A 17,173-nucleotide genomic window follows, 5' to 3' on the forward strand; every position below is an offset into this window, starting at 1 on the left:
AATAGGAGGATGCCGGTGGTAGACAGACGAGGACAGCCGCTATCGCGCGATGCGATGGCCTATGTGCTGGCGGGCGGGCGCGGCAGCCGGCTGATGGAGCTGACCGACACGCGCGCGAAGCCCGCGGTCTATTTCGGTGGCAAGAGCCGGATCATCGATTTCGCGCTGTCGAACGCGATCAATTCGGGTATCCGTCGCATCGGCGTCGCGACACAGTATAAGGCGCATTCGCTGATCCGCCACTTGCAGCGCGGCTGGAACTTCCTGCGCCCCGAACGCAACGAGAGCTTCGACATCCTGCCCGCCAGCCAGCGTATCAGCGAGTTCCAATGGTATGAAGGCACCGCCGACGCGGTTTATCAGAACATCGACATCATCGAGGCGTATGACGTCGAGTATATGGTGATCCTGGCCGGCGATCACATCTACAAGATGGATTACGAGGTGATGCTCCAGCAGCATTGCGACAGTGGCGCCGACGTCACCGTCGCGTGCATGGAGGTGCCGCGGATGGAGGCGGTCGCGTTCGGCGTGATGCACGTCGATGAGACCGACCGGATCATCGACTTCGTCGAAAAGCCCGCCGATCCGCCGTCGATCCCCGGCCAGCCCGACATCGCGCTTGCCAGCCTCGGCATCTACGTCTTCCGCACCAAGTTCCTGATCGAACAGCTGCGCCGCGATGCCGATACGCCCGGTTCCGCGCGCGATTTCGGCAAGGACATCATCCCTTACCTCGTCCAGCATGGCAAGGCGCAGGCGCATCGCTTCTCGGCAAGCTGCGTCCGGACGAGCGAAGAACCCGCCGCCTATTGGCGCGACGTGGGAACGGTCGACGCCTATTGGGAGGCAAATATCGACCTCACCGATGTTATTCCCCAGCTCGACGTCTATGATCACGAATGGCCCATCTGGACCTATTCGGAGATCACGCCGCCCGCCAAGTTCGTCCATGACGAGGAGGGCCGACGCGGGTCGGCGGTATCGAGCTTGGTGTCGGGCAATTGCATCGTGTCGGGCTCGTCGATCCATCGCAGCTTGTTGTCGACGGGCGTGCGCGCGCACAGCTTCTCTGCTTTGGACGAGGCCGTGGTCCTTCCCTATTGCCACATCGGCCGGGGCGCCCGGTTGAAGCGCGTGGTGCTCGATCGTGGCGTCGTCATTCCGGACGGGCTCATCGTCGGCGAGGATCCGGAACTCGACAGCCGTCGCTTCCGCCGGACCGACAAGGGCATCTGCCTGATCACCCAACCGATGATCGACCGCTTGGCGCTGTGACCCTATCGGTCCTCTCGGTCGCGTCGGAAGCCTACCCGCTGGTGAAGACCGGCGGGCTGGCGGACGTCGTTGGCGCGCTGCCCGACGCACTTAGCCCACACGGCATCGCGACGACCACCCTGCTGCCCGGCTATCCCGCGCTCGCCAAGGCGGTGAAAGGTGCGACGGTCGCTCACCGCTGGCCCGACCTGCTCGGCGTTGAAGCGCGACTGCTGGCGTCGCACATCGGCGAGCATCCGCTGCTGGTGCTCGACGCACCCGAATTGTTCGCACGACCCGGCGGCCTGTATGGCCAGACCGACGACTGGCAGCGGTTCGCGGCGTTCGCCTTCGCGGCCGCCGAAATCGCAGCGGGCGTGATCCCCGGCTATCGCTTCGATCTGCTCCACGCCCATGACTGGCAGGCGGCCATGGCGCCCGCCTATCTCCGCTTCCTCCACGCCGATCACCGCCCGGCGAGCGTGATGACCGTCCACAACATCGCCTTCCAGGGCCAGTTCGGAGCGGAGGTCTTTGCCGACCTCGGCCTGCCCGCGATGGCCTATGCGATCGACGGCGTCGAATATTATGGCGGCGTCGGCTTTCTGAAGGCAGGCCTCGCCGCCGCCGACGCGATCACCACCGTCAGCCCGACCTATGCGGCCGAAATTCGCGAGGGCCGCTTCGGCATGGGGCTGGAAGGTTTGATCGAAGCCCGGCGCGACCGCGTCCATGGCATCGTCAACGGTATCGACCCCGCGGTTTGGAACCCGGAAACCGACACCGCCCTACCCAGCCGCTACACGGCCCGCGCGCTGGGCCGGCGGAAGGCGAACAAGCGTGCGATCGAGGGCGTATTCGGATTGGAAGCGGGGGATGGCCCCCTGTTTACCGTCATCAGCCGCCTGACGTGGCAGAAGGGCATGGACGTCCTGACGCAATGCCTCGACGAAATCGTCGCGCTCGGCGGACGGTTGGCGCTGCTCGGATCGGGCGACGCGCATCTTGAGGCGGCATTCCTCGCCGCCGCCGCGCGGTATCCCGGCCGAGTCGGCGTGCAGATCGGCTATGACGAGCCGCTGTCGCATCTGCTGCAGGGTGGTGCCGACGCCATTCTGATCCCGTCGCGCTTCGAACCCTGCGGCCTGACCCAGCTGTACGGCCTCGCTTATGGGTGCGTGCCGATCGTCTCCCGCACGGGCGGTCTTGCCGACACGGTCATCGATGCCAACGAAGCGGCCCTCGCCGCCGGCGTCGCCACCGGCTTCCAGCATGGCGAGACCGGCTATCATACGCTTGCGCACGCGATCCGCCGCGCGATTGCCGCTTATGCCCGCCCCGATCTATGGTGCGTCCTCCAGCGCAACGGGATGCGCGCCGATTTCTCATGGGGCCAAAGCGGCCGCCGTTACGCCGACCTCTACAAGACCCTGACAGGACACGCATGATCCGCACCTGCCCGACCCAGCCCTACACCGACCAGAAGCCCGGCACCTCGGGCCTCCGCAAAAAGGTGACGGTGTTCCAGCAACCCAATTACGCCGAGAATTTCGTCCAGTCGGTGTTCGACGTCATCGACGGCAAGCAAGGCGCGACACTGGTGATCGGCGGCGACGGCCGCTTCCTCAATCGCGAGGTGATCCAGAAGGCGATCCGCATCGCCGCCGCCAATGGCTTCGGCCGGGCGGTGATCGGCCGCGGTGGCATCCTGTCGACGCCCGCCGCCAGCAACATGATCCGCATCCGCAAGGCGCTGGGCGGCCTCGTGCTTTCCGCGAGCCACAATCCCGGCGGCCCGACCGAGGATTTTGGGATCAAGTACAATATCGCCAATGGCGGCCCCGCGCCCGAAAGCGTGACCGAGGCGCTGTACCAGCGCACCAAGGTCATCGACCGCTGGCTGACCGTCGACGCGGCGGACGTCGACCTCGACACGATCGGCGAAACGCAGGTCGGCAATATGACCGTCGAGATCGTCGATCCGGTCGCCGATTATGCCGTCCTGATGGAGCGACTGTTCGACTTCGATGCGATCCGTGCCGCCGGCCTGACCATGGCATTCGACGCAATGAGCGCCGTCACCGGCCCCTACGCGACCGAAATCCTCGAAAACCGCCTGGGCTTCGCCAAGGGCACGGTGCGCAACGGCACGCCGCTGGAGGATTTCGGCGGCCACCACCCCGACCCCAATTTGGTCCACGCCCACGCATTGTACGAGACGATGATGGCACCCGACGCGCCCGATTTCGGCGCCGCGTCGGACGGTGACGGCGACCGCAACCTCATCATCGGCCGCGGCCGGTTCGTGACGCCGTCCGACAGCCTCGCGATGCTCGCCGCCAATGCGCACCTCGCGCCGGGCTATGCTGCGGGGCTGAAGGGCATCGCCCGATCGATGCCGACCAGCGCCGCCGCCGATCGCGTTGCCGCGGCCAAGGGGCTGCGGATCTTCGAAACGCCCACGGGGTGGAAATTCTTCGGCAATCTGCTCGACGCCGGCATGGCGACGATCTGCGGTGAGGAAAGCGCGGGCACCGGGTCGGACCACGTGCGGGAAAAGGACGGCCTGTGGGCGGTGCTGCTGTGGCTCAACATCCTCGCTGTCCGCGGCCAATCGGTTGATGCGATCGCGCGCGATCACTGGGCGACCTACGGCCGCAACTATTACGCGCGTCATGATTACGAAGGCGTGGAGAGCGATCGCGCCGATGCACTGATGGCGGAGCTGCGCGGCAAGCTTGATACGCTTGCCGGCACTGAGGTCGCTGGCCTGCGCGTGTCTGGGGCCGACGACTTCGCCTATACCGACCCGACCGACGGGTCGATCAGCCGGAATCAGGGCGTACGCATCCTGTTCGACGGCGGCAGCCGCGTCGTCTTCCGCCTGTCGGGGACGGGCACCAGCGGTGCGACGTTGCGCGTCTACCTCGAACGCTACGAACCCGCCGACGGCGATCTTGACCGCGACACCGGCGAGATGCTGGCCGATATCGTCGCTGCGGCGGATGCGATCGCCGGGATCGTCCGCCACACCGGCCGGACCGAGCCCGACGTCATCACGTGAGCGTGTTGCTCGGCGCCGAGGTCATGGACGGCGGCACCCAGTTTGCGGTGCGCAGCGCGACCCCGGTTACGCTTTGCCTGTTCGACGATGCCGGCGAGCGGCGGATACCCATGTCCGGTGCGGACGGCGTTTGGCATACGGAGGTCGAAGGCGTCGGCGCCGGCACCCGATACGGCTATCGCGCGGCGGTCGATCCGGCCAAACTACTGGTCGATCCCTATGCGATCCAGCTCGACCGGCCGTTCCGCTACGACCCACGCCTCGGCGAGCCGGGGATCGATACGACCGCGCTGGTCCCGCGCGCCGTTGTCACGCCGCCCCCTACCGTACCTGTCGCCCCGCCCCTCTTTACCCCCGGCGGCCTAATATACGAACTCAACGTCCGCGGCTTCACCATGCGGCACCCGGACGTGCCGGAGCAGCAGCGCGGCACCATCGCCGCGCTCGCCCATCCCGCTGTCATCGCGCATCTCACGAAGCTGAAGGTCGCCGCGATCGAGCTGATGCCGATCGTCGCATGGATCGACGAACGCCACCTGCCGCCGCTCGGCCTTACTAACAGCTGGGGCTATAATCCGGTCGTACCGATGGCGATCGATCCCCGCCTCGCCCCCGGCGGCGTCGCCGAACTGGTCGAGACGGTCGCCGCCCTCCGTAGCGCCGGGATCGGCGTGATCCTCGACCTCGTCTTCAACCACACAGGCGAGAGCGACCGCCTCGGCCCGACGCTGTCGCTGCGCGGCTTCGATGAGGCGCTCTATTACGCGCACGCGCCCGACGGCAGCCTCGTCAACGACACCGGCACAGGCAACACGCTCGATTGCAGCCGACCGGAGGTCCGCGCGCTGATCCTCGAGAGCCTGCGCCATTTCGCCCGGTGCGGGGTCGACGGCTTCCGTTTCGACCTCGCGACGATCCTCGCACGCGGCCCCGGCTTCGATCCCCATGCGCCGATCTTCGCGGAGATCGCCGCCGACCCTTTGCTCGCCAGCCGCGTCATGATCGCCGAGCCGTGGGACATCGGCCCCGGCGGCTATCAGCTCGGCCAGTTCCCCAAGCACTGGCTGGAGTGGAACGACCGCTACCGCGACGACGTCCGCCGCTTCTGGCGCGGCGACGGCAGCGCAGGTGACCTGGCCACCCGTATCGCAGGATCAGCGGACTTCTTCGGCCCCGGCGACACGCGCACCGTCAACTTCCTGGCCGCGCACGATGGCTTCACCCTCGCCGATCTCGTCAGCTATGCCGAGCGCCACAATTACGCCAATGGCGAGGACAATCGCGATGGCCATGGCGACAATCTCAGCTGGAACAACGGCGTCGAGGGGCCGAGCGACGATCCAACCCTCCGCCAGCGCCGCGGCGACGACCTGCGTGCGCTACTCGCCACGCTGTTCGCCTCGCGCGGTACGATCATGCTGACGGCCGGCGACGAATTCGGCCGCACGCAGCAGGGCAACAACAACGCCTACGCGCAGGACAACGCGATCGGCTGGGTCGACTGGCAGGATCGTGATCGCGATCTCGAGGATTTCGTCGCCGCCCTCGCCGCCTTTCGCGCGGCCAACGAGCTGGACGCGGTCACCGCCTATGCAGACGCCGATTGGCGCGCGCTCGATGGCGAGGTCATGACGCCAGACCGCTGGCACGACGCGCCCGGTTTCGAACTTCGGCTGGCCGACGGTGACGATCAGATCGCGCTGCGTATCGATCGGCATACCCGCCGCGTCTCGCTGAGCCGTAGAACCATCGTGGAGAGCCGATGATGATCCGCCCGCTGCTGCTTACCTTGTCGACGCTGCTTGTCGCCGCCACGCCGCTGTCGCCCGCACAGCGCTTCGGCGCGCTCTTCCGCGATGTGCAGATGCAGCGCGTCTTCCCCGATTCGAAGACCTTCGCCGACGCCCAACCGCGCCGCAGCGATGCCGCGATCATGGACGCCTATCGCCGGTGCGCCTGCAAGGATCGCGCGGCGCTCGAAGCCTTCGTGCAGGCGAATTTCACGCTGCCGATCACGCCTACCGTACCGCCACCTTCGGGCAAACTGTCGCTCACCGCGCATATCGACGCACTGTGGCCGCAGCTCACCCGCACCTTGCCGAGCGTCGGCGCGGGTTCGTCGGCGCTCCCATTGCCGAAACGCTTCGTCGTCCCCGGCGGCCGGTTTCGCGAAATGTATTATTGGGACAGCTGGTTCACGATGCTGGGCCTGCAAGCCTCAGGCCGGCAAGATCTGGTCGAGGACATGATCGTCGACTTCGGCAGCCTGCTCGACCGCTACGGCCGCATCCCCAACGGCACGCGCACCTATTATCTCAGCCGCTCGCAGCCCCCCTTCTTCTACCTGATCGCCGGCATGTCGAAGCGCGCCGATACGCTGGCGCAGCGCACGCGCTGGCTGCGGGCCGAGCACGACTTCTGGATGCGTGGCGCCGACCGCCTCCGTGCCGGCGAGAGCAGCGCGCGCGTCGTACGCCTGAACGACGGCAGCCTGCTCAACCGCTATTGGGATGACCGCGACGATCCACGCGACGAAAGCTATCGCGAGGACGCGCTGCTCGCTCAGGCCAATCCGGGTCGCGATGCGAAGGTGCTGTATCGCGACCTGCGCGCGGGCGCGGAGAGCGGATGGGACTTCAGCTCGCGGTGGCTTGCCGATGGCAAGACGCTGGCAACGATCCGCACGACGCGGGTCGTCCCCGTCGATCTCAACAGCCTGCTCTACGGGCTCGAACGCAGCATCGCGACGAACTGCCGGACGCTGCGCGACGATCCTTGCGCCAGCCGCTACACCAACGCGGCAGACGCACGCGCGGTCGCGATCAACCGCCATCTTTGGAACGGCGCCGGCTATTATGCCGATTATGACCTGGACGCCGGCACCGTCGCCAACGGCCGCACCGCGGCGATGGCCTTCCCCCTGTTCGTCGGCATCGCGACGCCCGATCGCGCACGAGCCACTGCGCAGGCGCTAACCCCGCTGATCGGCGAGGGCGGGTTGCGCACGACGCTGGTCGACACCGGGCAGCAATGGGATGATCCCAACGGCTGGGCTCCCTTGCAATGGATCGCGATCGCAGGGCTCGAACGCTATGGTGAGACCGCCCTCGCCCGCCGGATCGCCGCCCATTGGCTGGCGAGCGTGACCCGCGAATATGACGCCAGCGGCAAGCTGCTCGAAAAGTACAATGTTGTACGGCGCCTGCCCGGCGGTGGTGGCGAATATCCGCTTCAGGACGGATTTGGCTGGACCAACGGCGTCACCCGCGCACTGATCGCCAAGGGCTTTACGGCAGCGCACTAGCTGCATAACATTGGTTATGGCTACCGCCGCCCCTGACCGGACGCTCCGCGCGACCGACCTTACCCCACGCGATTGGCTGGAGGCGGGGCAGTCGCTGCTCCGCCGGGGCGGGCTGCGGGCGCTGAAGCTGCGCCCGCTCGCCGCGGAACTGAACGTTTCGACTGGCAGCTTCTATCACCATTTCACCGACTTCGACGCCTATCAGGGCCGGCTCGCAGACTATTTTGCCGGGGAGCATCTCGCCAGCATTCTCGACACGATCATGAAGGCGGAACGGAACCCCGTCGATCGCATCCGCCTGCTCGCCGAGATCGTCCGCCGCCGTGGGCTGTTCCGCCTGTCGATCGCGATGCGCGCTTGGGCGGAGAGTGATCCCCGTGCGCAGGCTGCGGTCGAACGCAACGACGCGCAGGTCCTCGCCTTCTTGTCGCACTGCCTCGAGGCGAATGGCCTGACGCCGCATCAGGCACGCGTACGTGGCTATGCCTTGATGACGCTAGGTCTCGGCAAGGTCCACGCGCCCGATCTGGATCGGCCCGCACTGATGGAGGAGCTGATCGCGCTCCTCTGCACACCCACGGATGCGACGGTCGCAACGGCCGCGCAGGAGGAGAGAGCATGGCAGACGAAGGCTTCGACTATATCGTCATAGGTGGCGGCTCGGCCGGCTGTGTCATGGCGGCGCGCTTGTCCGAAGACCCCGCGGTCCGCGTTTTGCTACTAGAAGCCGGTGGCCACAACCGCGACCTGCTCGTCCGCATGCCGGCCGGGGTCGGCGAATTGATCAAGGCCAAGAGCAAGCACAATTGGGGCTTCTGGACCGCGCCGGAACCGCATCTCGACAACCGCCGCCTGTGGTGGCCGCGTGGCAAGGGACTAGGCGGCAGTTCGGCGATCAACGGCATGATCTATTCGCGGGGCCATCCGCGCGATTACGATCGCTGGGCGCAATCCGGCCTCGCCGGTTGGGGCTGGGACGATGTCCTCCCATATTTCCGCAAGCTGGAGGGGCACCATCGCAGCGGGCCGCTGCACGGGACCGAGGGTCCGCTGCGCGTCTCGGCAGGCGAAAGCGACAGTCCCTTCAACGCCGCCTTCATCGCGGCGGGGCGACAGGCCGGCTATCCGATCACCGACGACTTCAACGGCGCGCATCCCGAGGGCTTCGGTCCCTATGACCTGACCATCGCCAATGGCCGGCGCTGGACCGCAGCGGAGGCGTATCTGTTCCCCGCCCTGGCCCGGCCGAACCTTACGATCGCGACGGATGCCCGCACTACGCGTATCGACGTGCAGGGCCGCCGGGCGGTGGCGGTCGACTATCTGGTCGGTCGTGAGCGTCGCCGGGCGACGGCCTCCGGCGAAATCCTGCTGTGCGCGGGCGCGGTTCAGTCTCCGCAACTGCTTCAGCTATCGGGCATCGGCGATCCCACGCATCTGCGCGGCGTTGGCATCAAGACCGTGCATGAATTGCCAGGTGTCGGGCGCAACCTGCAGGATCATCTCGACGTCATCATGAACTGGCGGAGCCGCGGACTGCGCACGGTGTTCAGCGAAGTGAAGGGCCTACGCCAGCTCGGCGTAGGCCTCCGCTATGCGCTGACCGGCAAGGGCGTGGGGCGTCAGAACTTTCTCGAGGCCGGTGCTTTCATCCCGTCGCGCGAGGGCCTCGACCACCCGGACATCCAGATCCACGCCGTCCTGGCAATCATGCGCGACCACGGCAAGGTGAAGGCGACCGAAGACGGCTTCTCACTCCACCTCTGCCAGCTCCGTCCAGAAAGCCGTGGGCGCATCGGTTTGGTGTCGGACGACCCGTTGGACGATCCGCTGATCGAGGCGAACTATCTTAGCACGCCCGAAGACCGCCGCGTCCTACGCGAGGCCGTGACGATCGGCCGCGACGTGGCAGCGCAAGCGGCGCTCGATCCCTACCGCGACGCGGAACTGGCGCCTGGGCCGGAGGTGCGAGGCGATGCCGCGATCGACGCCTGGGTCCGCCAGACGGCGGAGACGATCTATCACCCGATCGGCACCTGCAAGATGGGCGCAGATGGCGACGCCTCGGCGGTAGTCGATGCTCAGCTGCGGGTGCGCGGGATCGCAGGCCTGCGCGTGGTGGATGCGTCGGTGATGCCGAACCTTGTCAGCGGCAACACCAATGCGCCGACGATCATGATCGCTGAAAAAGCGGCAGATATGATCCGGGGCGGGGGCGCCAAACGGCTGGCGGCCTGAGCGACCGCCCCACACACCACGTCACCCGGACGTATTCTAGGGATCCACACCGCGGCGACGGGGTGGCAAGAGGCTCAAACGCGGCCCCCGCGACCCGGTGGACTCCGGAACAAGTCCGGAGTGACGGAGCGTGGGGAGCTGTCCTTCCGTACCCGCCGCCATGCCAGCGATCGGCGGTTGAGCTCCCCCAAATCGACCCGCCCCTCCGCGACGTCGTGCCCCAGCGCCACCGCCCGCGCCAGCAGACCACCATCGATATACCGATACGCCGGCCGTCCTGCGACCGCATCATACCATACCCCGCCTACCACCGCGTCGAGCAAAATCCGCTGGAAGCAGTGATCCGCCCGCACCGGCCAGACACGCGAACGCGCGAGACCCGGTAGGATCCCGCGCGTCAGCTCCAGCCATTCGGCCTCCAGATCGGCGCGGGAACGCTCTGCTCCCCCGCCGTCCGACATCAGATATGGATCGGCTTGCCCGTCACCGCCATCGCCGCTTCCTTGATCGCCTCGGAATGCGTGGGGTGGGCGTGGCAGGTATAGGCGATGTCCTCGCTGGTGGCGCCGAATTCCATCGCCTGCGCCGCTTGCGCGATCATCGTACCGGCGACGCTGGCAATCGCCCAGACGCCGACGACACGGTCGGTCTTGGCGTCGGCGATGATCTTCACGAAGCCGTCCGGCTCGTGGTTGGTTTTGGCGCGGCTGTTCGCCATCATCGGGAACTTGCCGACCTTGATTTCGCCCTTCGCCTTCGCAGCCTCCTCGGTCAGGCCCACACCGGCGAATTCGGGCATCGTGTAGACGACGCTCGGGATCACGTCATGGTTCACGATGCCGGTCAGGCCGGCGATGTTCTCCGCAACCGCAATGCCCTCGTCCTCAGCTTTGTGCGCGAGCATCAGGCCCGGCGCGACGTCGCCGATCGCCCAGATGCCGGGCACGCTGGTCGCGAAGTCGTGATCGATCTCCACCTGTCCGCGACTGTTGACCGACAGGCCTGCGGCTTCGAGGTTCAGGCCGTCGGTGTTCGGCTTACGACCGATCGCGAGCAGCACCGCGTCGGCGGTGATCGTCTCGGCTGCGCCACCGGCGGCGGGCTCGACGGTCAGGGTCGCGCTCTCGCCCGACACGGTGACGCCCGTCACCTTGGTCGACAGCTTGAACTCCATGCCCTGCTTCTTGAAGATCTTCTGCGCTTCCTTGCGCACGTCGCCATCGAAGCCCGGCAGGATCTGGTCGAGATACTCGACCACCGTCACCTTCGCACCCAGACGGCGCCACACGCTGCCCAGCTCAAGCCCGATCACGCCGCCGCCGATGACGACCATGTGCTCAGGCACCTTCGGCAGTTCCAGCGCGCCGGTACTGTCGACGACGACCTTCTGGTCGACCGTCACGCCCGGCAGAGGCGTCACCGACGAGCCGGTCGCGATCACGATGTTCTTGGCGCGCACCGTCTGGCCGGCGACTTCGACGCTGTCTTTGCCGGTGAAGCGCGCATGGCCCTTAAGCCACGTGACCTTGTTCTTCTTGAACAGATATTCGATGCCGCCCGTCAGCTGCTTCACCGCATCGCGGCGCTGGCCGTGCATCGCGTCGAGGTCCAGCTCCGGCGTTACCTTGATGCCCATCTTGGCCATCGCACCATTTGCTGCCGCATCGAAATATTCCGACGCGTGCAGCATCGCCTTCGACGGAATGCAGCCGACGTTGAGGCAGGTTCCGCCCAGCGTCTCGCGCGCCTCGGCGCATGCGGTCTTCAGCCCCAGCTGCGCCGCGCGGATCGCCGCGACATAGCCACCGGGGCCCGCACCGATCACGAGGACGTCATAGTCGTAGTCTGCCATCATTTCCTCCAACCGTCATGCCAGCGGACGCTGGCATCTCGTGCGGCAGGAAGCGATGCTCCCCGCGAAAGACCCCGGCCTGCGCCGGGGTGACGTGTCTATATAGATACTTACAGGTCGATCAGGATACGCGTCGGATCCTCGATCGCATTCTTCAGCGCGACGAGGAAGGTCACTGCCTCGCGACCGTCGATCAGACGGTGATCATAGCTGAGCGCCAGATACATCATCGGGCGCACCACGACCTGGCCGTTCACCACGACCGGACGCTCCTCGATACGGTGGAGGCCCAGCACCGCCGACTGCGGCGGGTTGATGATCGGGGTCGACATCAGCGAGCCGAACACGCCGCCGTTCGAGATGGTGAAGGTGCCGCCCTTCATCTCGTCCATCTTCAGCGTGCCGTCCTTGGCGCGCTTGCCGAAGTCGCCGATCGTCTTCTCGATGCCCGCGACCGTCAGGTCCTGCGCATCGCGGATGACCGGAACGACCAGGCCGTTCGGCGCCGAGACGGCGACCGAGATGTCGGCATAATCGTGATAGACGATCTCGTCACCCTCGATCGACGCGTTGACCGACGGAATGTCTTTCAGCGCCATCGTCGCGGCCTTCACAAAGAAGCCCATGAAGCCCAGGCGGACGCCGTGCTTCTTCTCGAACAGGTCCTTATACTTGGCGCGCGCTTCGATCACCGCGGTCATGTCGACGTCGTTGAACGTCGTCAGCATTGCGGCGGTGTTCTGCGCTTCCTTCAGGCGCTTGGCGATCGTCTGACGCAGGCGCGTCATCTTGACGCGCTCTTCCTTGCGCGCCCCCGCCGGGGCGGCAGCCGGAGCAGCAGAAGCGGGTGCCGGGGCGGTCGCGGCCGGCTTCGCAGCGGCGGCCGCGGCCACGTCTTCCTTGGTGATGCGGCCGTCCTTGCCGGTGCCGGTGATCGACGCGGGGTCGAGGCCGTATTCCAGCACGGCACGACGGACTGATGGCGACAGTGCCGCCGGCGAGTCGCTCGATGCCTCAGGAGCAGGAGCAGGAGCAGGAGCAGGAGCAGGAGCAGGAGCAGGAGCAGGAGCCGCAGCCGGAGCAGGCGCCGCTGGCGTCACTGCCGGAGCCGGCGCAGCGGCAGTCGCTGCGGCCGCACCACCGCCGGCTTCGATCGTCGCGAGCATCGCGCCGACCTGCACGGTATCGCCGACCTGCACCGCGTGCTGACCCATCACGCCCGCGACCGGCGACGGCACTTCCACCGACACCTTATCGGTCTCAAGGCTCGCGATCGGCTCATCGGCCTTCACGGGGTCGCCGGGCTGCTTCAGCCATTCGCCGACGGTGGCTTCGGTGATCGATTCGCCCAGAACGGGAACAGTGACTTCGGTTGCCATCTCTTGCATCCTTCTCCCCGGGGAGGGGGTCTTCAACGGGGAAAGTGGTTAGCTGCTCGGGGACTGGGTCGGCCGGGCGGTGGTGGTGGAGCCCTCGCTGCGGGTCCGGCGGATTTCCTCGCGAACGTTATGACCGAGCGCATCGGCCACCAGCGCGCCTTGCTCGGCGGTGTGCCGCTTCATCAGACCCGTTGCCGGCGAAGCCGCCGCAGCGCGACCGGCGTAGCGGGCGCGCTTCACCGCACACTGCGCCTGCGCGAGCGATTCCTCGATCAGCGGCTCGACGAAGAACCAGTAACCGTTATTCTTCGGCTCTTCCTGCGCCCAGACCACGTCCTTTAGGTTCGGCATGCGCGCGATCCGGCGGGCGAGCGCATCACCCGGGAACGGGTAAAGCTGCTCGATGCGCACGATCTGCGTGCCGGTATCGCCCGCCGCATTGCGGGCTTCGATCAGGTCATAAGCGACCTTGCCCGTGCACAGCACCAGCCGCGTCGTCTCGGCATCCGCCGCGCCGTTGGTGTCGGACAGGATGCGCTTGAAGTGACTGTCACCCTGAAACTCAGCCGCGGTTGACACCGCCAGCTTGTGGCGGAGCAGCGACTTGGGCGTCATCACGATCAGCGGCTTGCGGAAGTTGCGATGCATCTGCCGGCGCAGCAGGTGGAAGTAATTCGCCGGCGTGGTGCAGTTCGCGACCTGGATATTGTCCTGCGCGCACAGCTGCAGAAAGCGCTCGGGACGCGCCGAGCTATGCTCGGGCCCCTGCCCTTCATACCCGTGCGGCAGCAGCATCACCAAGCCGTTGGCGCGCAGCCACTTGGCCTCGCCGCTGGCGATGAACTGGTCGATCATGATCTGTGCACCGTTGACGAAATCGCCGAACTGCGCCTCCCACATCACCAACGTCTTGGGGTCCGCCAGCGCATAGCCGTATTCGAAGCCGAGCACGCCATATTCAGAAAGCGGGCTGTCCAGCACCTCGAACCGGCCATGCTCGACCGTCGTCAGCGGAACATACTTGTGCTCGTCGGTCTGATCGACCCACACGGCGTGACGCTGGCTGAACGTGCCGCGACCCGAGTCCTGACCCGACAGGCGGACGCCATAGCCTTCCGACAGCAGCGATCCGAACGCAAGCGCTTCGCCCGTCGCCCAGTCGAAATTCTCGCCGGTCTTGAACATCTGACGCTTGGCGTCGAGCACGCGGCCCAACGTCTTGTGGATTTGGATGCCCTCGGGAACGGTCGTCAGCGTGCGGCCGAGCGCGTCGAACAGCTTCAGTTCGATGCCCGTCTCTACGTTGCGACGCTCGGTACCGCCATCGGTCGGCGCCGACAGGCCGGTCCAGCGACCGGCGAACCAGTCCGCCTTGTTCGGCTTATAGCTCGCGCCCGCCTCAAACTCGCCTTCCAGCAGCGTCGTAAACTGATGGACCTTCTCGTCCATCCACGCCTGGTCGATCACACCTTCCTGGATCAGCCGCTTGCCATAGATTTCGCTGACACCGGGGTGTGAGCGAATCTTGTTGTACATCAGCGGCTGGGTGAAGCCCGGCTCGTCGCCTTCATTGTGGCCGAAGCGGCGATAACACCACATGTCGATCACGATGTCGCGGTGGAACTTCTGACGGAACTCGATCGCCATTTTGGTGGCGAAGGTCACCGCTTCGGGATCGTCGCCATTGACGTGGAAGACCGGCGCCTGAACTCCCTTGGCCACGTCCGACGGATAGGGCGACGAGCGCGCGAACTGCGGCGAGGTGGTGAAGCCCACCTGGTTGTTGATGATGAAATGGACGCAGCCGCCCGTGTTGTAGCCACGGATACCGGAGAAGCCGAGGCATTCCCACACGATGCCCTGGCCTGCGAAGGCCGCGTCGCCGTGGATCAGCACGGGCAGCGAAGCGCTGTGTTCCTTAAGGTCGTTCGCGATCGTCTGGATCGCGCGCGTCTTGCCGAGCACGACCGGGTCCGCCGCCTCAAGGTGCGACGGGTTGGCGACCAGCGACATATGCACCTTGTGCCCGTCGAACTCGCGGTCGGTCGAGGTGCCGAGGTGGTACTTCACGTCACCCGAACCGCCGATTTCGTCGGGCTGTGCCGAACCGCCAGCGAATTCGTGGAAGATCACGCGCAGCGGCTTCGCCATGACGTTGGCGAGCACGTTCAGCCGGCCGCGGTGCGCCATGCCGTACACGATCTCGCGCACGCCGGCCTGACCGCCATACTTGATGACGCTTTCCAGCGCCGGGATCATGCTCTCGCCACCATCGAGACCGAAGCGCTTCGTCCCGACATACTTCTTGCCGAGGAACTTTTCCCACTGCTCGGCCTCGATGACCTTGCTCAGGATCGCGCGCTTGCCGTCGACGCTGAACTCGATCGCCTTGTCCTTGCCCTCCATGCGGTCCTGCAGGAAGCGGCGCTCCTCGACATCGACGATGTGCATATATTCTAGGCCGACGTTGCCGCAGTAATTGCGGCGCAGCGTATCGACCAGCTCGCGTACGGTCGCCCATTCGAAACCAAGCGTTCCGCCGAGGTAGACCGGACGATCGATGTCGGCGTCGGTAAAGCCGTGATATTCGGTGCGCAGATCCTCCGGCATGTCGCGGTGCGACAGACCGAGCGGATCGAGATTGGCGGCAAGATGGCCGCGAACCCGATAGGTGCGGATCAGCAGCTGCGCGCGGATCGCATCGCCCGCCGCCTTGATGATGTCTTCCTTCGACGGGGCAACGCCAGCGGCCGGCGCGGGCTTGCCGCCCTTCGCGGGCTTGGGGGCCGGCTCCATCTGCGTCGGGTCCAGACCCGCGGTCAGGTCGTCGGTCGTGGTCAGGGGCCAGCGCTTGTTGGTCCAGCTGGGACCGCCGGTTCCGGCCTCGAGGCCCTCGAAGAAGCTGCGCCAGCCCAGATCGACCGACGATTGGTCGGCCTGATACTTGGCATAGAGCGCTTCGATGAACGCCGGGCTGACGCCCGCCGCGATATCGCCGAAATCCTGACCTTCGTAGCCCATGGTCTTCTTCCTATGCCCTTCTCCCACCGGGAGAAGGAGGGGCCCGCCCGCGTAGCGGGTGGGAGGATGAGGGTGAGTGGGCGCAATGCCCTCACCCTTCCGCCGTCCTGCGGACGGCTCCCTCCCTCCCCCGATGGGAGAGGGAGATACGCCTTAGCCGTTCAGCACTTGCAGCAGGGTCGACCCCAACTCGCTCGGCGAAGCTGCGACCTTGATGCCGGCCGCTTCCATCGCTGCGATCTTGCTCTCGGCATCGCCCTTGCCGCCCGACACGATCGCGCCGGCATGGCCCATGCGGCGGCCCGGAGGCGCCGTGCGACCCGCGATGAAGCCCGCCATCGGCTTGCTACGGCCGCGCTTCGCTTCGTCGATCAGGAACTGCGCCGCCTGCTCTTCCGCGTCGCCGCCGATCTCGCCGATCATGATGATCGACTGGGTCTCGTCGTCTGCCAGGAACAGCTCCAACACGTCGATGAAGTTCGTGCCGTTGACGGGGTCGCCACCGATGCCGACCGCGGTCGTCTGACCGAGGCCCGCGTTCGAGGTCTGGAACACCGCCTCATAGGTCAGCGTGCCCGAGCGCGACACGACGCCGACCGAACCCTTCTTGAAGATCGAACCCGGCATAATGCCGATCTTGCACTCGCCCGGCGTCAGCACGCCCGGACAGTTCGGACCGATCAGGCGCGACTTGGAACCCGACAGGGCGCGCTTCACCTTGACCATGTCGAGGACCGGAATGCCCTCGGTGATAGCGACGATCAACGGGATCTCCGCGTCGATCGCTTCCAGGATCGAATCCGCGGCGAAGGGCGGCGGGACGTAGATGACCGATGCGTCTGCACCGGTCTTCGACTTGGCTTCAGCGACGGTGTTGAACACCGGCAGGCCCAGGTGCTCGCTACCGCCCTTGCCCGGCGTCACGCCGCCGACCATCTGCGTGCCGTAATCCAGCGCCGCCTTGGTGTGGAAGCTGCCGGTCTCACCGGTCATACCCTGCGTGATGACCTTGGTGTTCTTGTTGACGAGGATGCTCATGAAGGCTCCAGACATGGAAA

At 66.2% G+C, this 17,173-nt stretch carries 11 protein-coding genes; 7 read left to right on the forward strand and 4 right to left on the reverse strand.

All coding sequences use genetic code 11. The features are described from left to right. The first annotated feature begins 15 nt into the window (after nucleotides 1-15). Genes glgC through ACGVWT_RS02745 form a run of 7 tightly spaced genes read left to right on the forward strand, consistent with a single transcriptional unit; the run spans nucleotide 16 to nucleotide 9,863 of the window. Nucleotides 16-1,278, forward strand: coding sequence for a glucose-1-phosphate adenylyltransferase (gene glgC, locus ACGVWT_RS02715; RefSeq protein ID WP_257785364.1), 1,263 nt, complete (start codon nucleotides 16-18; stop codon nucleotides 1,276-1,278). Further along, nucleotides 1,275-2,705, forward strand: a complete 1,431-nt coding sequence (gene glgA, locus ACGVWT_RS02720) for a glycogen synthase GlgA (RefSeq protein ID WP_315461159.1) — start codon at nucleotides 1,275-1,277, stop codon at nucleotides 2,703-2,705. Before glgC ends, glgA begins: the two co-directional genes overlap by 4 nt. After that, complete coding sequence (locus ACGVWT_RS02725; protein ID WP_315461158.1) at nucleotides 2,702-4,321, forward strand: alpha-D-glucose phosphate-specific phosphoglucomutase; 1,620 nt, start codon at nucleotides 2,702-2,704, stop codon at nucleotides 4,319-4,321. The genes glgA and ACGVWT_RS02725 overlap by 4 nt, the downstream gene beginning before the upstream one ends. Further along, the gene (gene glgX, locus ACGVWT_RS02730) at nucleotides 4,318-6,087 is read left to right on the forward strand and encodes a glycogen debranching protein GlgX (RefSeq protein WP_315461157.1); all 1,770 of its coding nucleotides are present in this window, start codon (nucleotides 4,318-4,320) and stop codon (nucleotides 6,085-6,087) included. The genes ACGVWT_RS02725 and glgX overlap by 4 nt, the downstream gene beginning before the upstream one ends. Continuing rightward, the gene (gene treA / locus ACGVWT_RS02735) at nucleotides 6,084-7,625 is read left to right on the forward strand and encodes an alpha,alpha-trehalase TreA (RefSeq protein ID WP_315461156.1); all 1,542 of its coding nucleotides are present in this window, start codon (nucleotides 6,084-6,086) and stop codon (nucleotides 7,623-7,625) included. The genes glgX and treA overlap by 4 nt, the downstream gene beginning before the upstream one ends. Nucleotides 7,626-7,641: 16 nt before the next feature. Next, nucleotides 7,642-8,277, forward strand: a complete 636-nt coding sequence (locus ACGVWT_RS02740; protein ID WP_315461155.1) for a TetR/AcrR family transcriptional regulator — start codon at nucleotides 7,642-7,644, stop codon at nucleotides 8,275-8,277. Then, a complete protein-coding gene (locus ACGVWT_RS02745) occupies nucleotides 8,244-9,863 on the forward strand; it encodes a choline dehydrogenase (RefSeq protein WP_315461154.1) in 1,620 nt (539 codons plus the stop codon). Before ACGVWT_RS02740 ends, ACGVWT_RS02745 begins: the two co-directional genes overlap by 34 nt. 460 nt (nucleotides 9,864-10,323) lie before the next feature. Here ACGVWT_RS02745 and lpdA read toward each other — a convergent pair whose 3' ends face one another. From lpdA to sucD, 4 genes are all read right to left on the reverse strand, one after another. Then, nucleotides 10,324-11,715, reverse strand: a complete 1,392-nt coding sequence (gene lpdA, locus ACGVWT_RS02750) for a dihydrolipoyl dehydrogenase (RefSeq protein ID WP_315461153.1) — start codon at nucleotides 11,713-11,715, stop codon at nucleotides 10,324-10,326. A gap of 110 nt (nucleotides 11,716-11,825) precedes the next feature. Continuing rightward, on the reverse strand, nucleotides 11,826-13,094 hold the full coding sequence (gene odhB / locus ACGVWT_RS02755) for a 2-oxoglutarate dehydrogenase complex dihydrolipoyllysine-residue succinyltransferase (protein ID WP_315461152.1): 1,269 nt from the start codon (nucleotides 13,092-13,094) through the stop codon (nucleotides 11,826-11,828). Nucleotides 13,095-13,142: 48 nt separating this feature from the next. Continuing rightward, on the reverse strand, nucleotides 13,143-16,115 hold the full coding sequence (locus ACGVWT_RS02760) for a 2-oxoglutarate dehydrogenase E1 component (protein WP_315461151.1): 2,973 nt from the start codon (nucleotides 16,113-16,115) through the stop codon (nucleotides 13,143-13,145). A gap of 153 nt (nucleotides 16,116-16,268) precedes the next feature. Beyond that, on the reverse strand, nucleotides 16,269-17,153 hold the full coding sequence (gene sucD / locus ACGVWT_RS02765) for a succinate--CoA ligase subunit alpha (RefSeq protein ID WP_315461150.1): 885 nt from the start codon (nucleotides 17,151-17,153) through the stop codon (nucleotides 16,269-16,271). Nucleotides 17,154-17,173 lie beyond the last annotated feature (20 nt).

This window comes from Sphingomonas sp. S6 (genome assembly GCF_043498045.1).
Lineage (GTDB): Bacteria > Pseudomonadota > Alphaproteobacteria > Sphingomonadales > Sphingomonadaceae > Sphingomonas.

What these genes read in the sequence shown, in the direction of transcription:
- sucD (WP_315461150.1), bottom strand. Translation starts at nt 17,153, where the DNA reads ATGAGCATCCTCGTCAACAAGAACACCAAGGTCATCACGCAGGGTATG.
- treA (WP_315461156.1), top strand. Translation starts at nt 6,084, where the DNA reads ATGATGATCCGCCCGCTGCTGCTTACCTTGTCGACGCTGCTTGTCGCC.
- ACGVWT_RS02740 (WP_315461155.1), top strand. Translation starts at nt 7,642, where the DNA reads ATGGCTACCGCCGCCCCTGACCGGACGCTCCGCGCGACCGACCTTACC.
- odhB (WP_315461152.1), bottom strand. Translation starts at nt 13,094, where the DNA reads ATGGCAACCGAAGTCACTGTTCCCGTTCTGGGCGAATCGATCACCGAA.
- ACGVWT_RS02760 (WP_315461151.1), bottom strand. Translation starts at nt 16,115, where the DNA reads ATGGGCTACGAAGGTCAGGATTTCGGCGATATCGCGGCGGGCGTCAGC.
- ACGVWT_RS02745 (WP_315461154.1), top strand. Translation starts at nt 8,244, where the DNA reads ATGGCAGACGAAGGCTTCGACTATATCGTCATAGGTGGCGGCTCGGCC.
- lpdA (WP_315461153.1), bottom strand. Translation starts at nt 11,715, where the DNA reads ATGGCAGACTACGACTATGACGTCCTCGTGATCGGTGCGGGCCCCGGT.
- ACGVWT_RS02725 (WP_315461158.1), top strand. Translation starts at nt 2,702, where the DNA reads ATGATCCGCACCTGCCCGACCCAGCCCTACACCGACCAGAAGCCCGGC.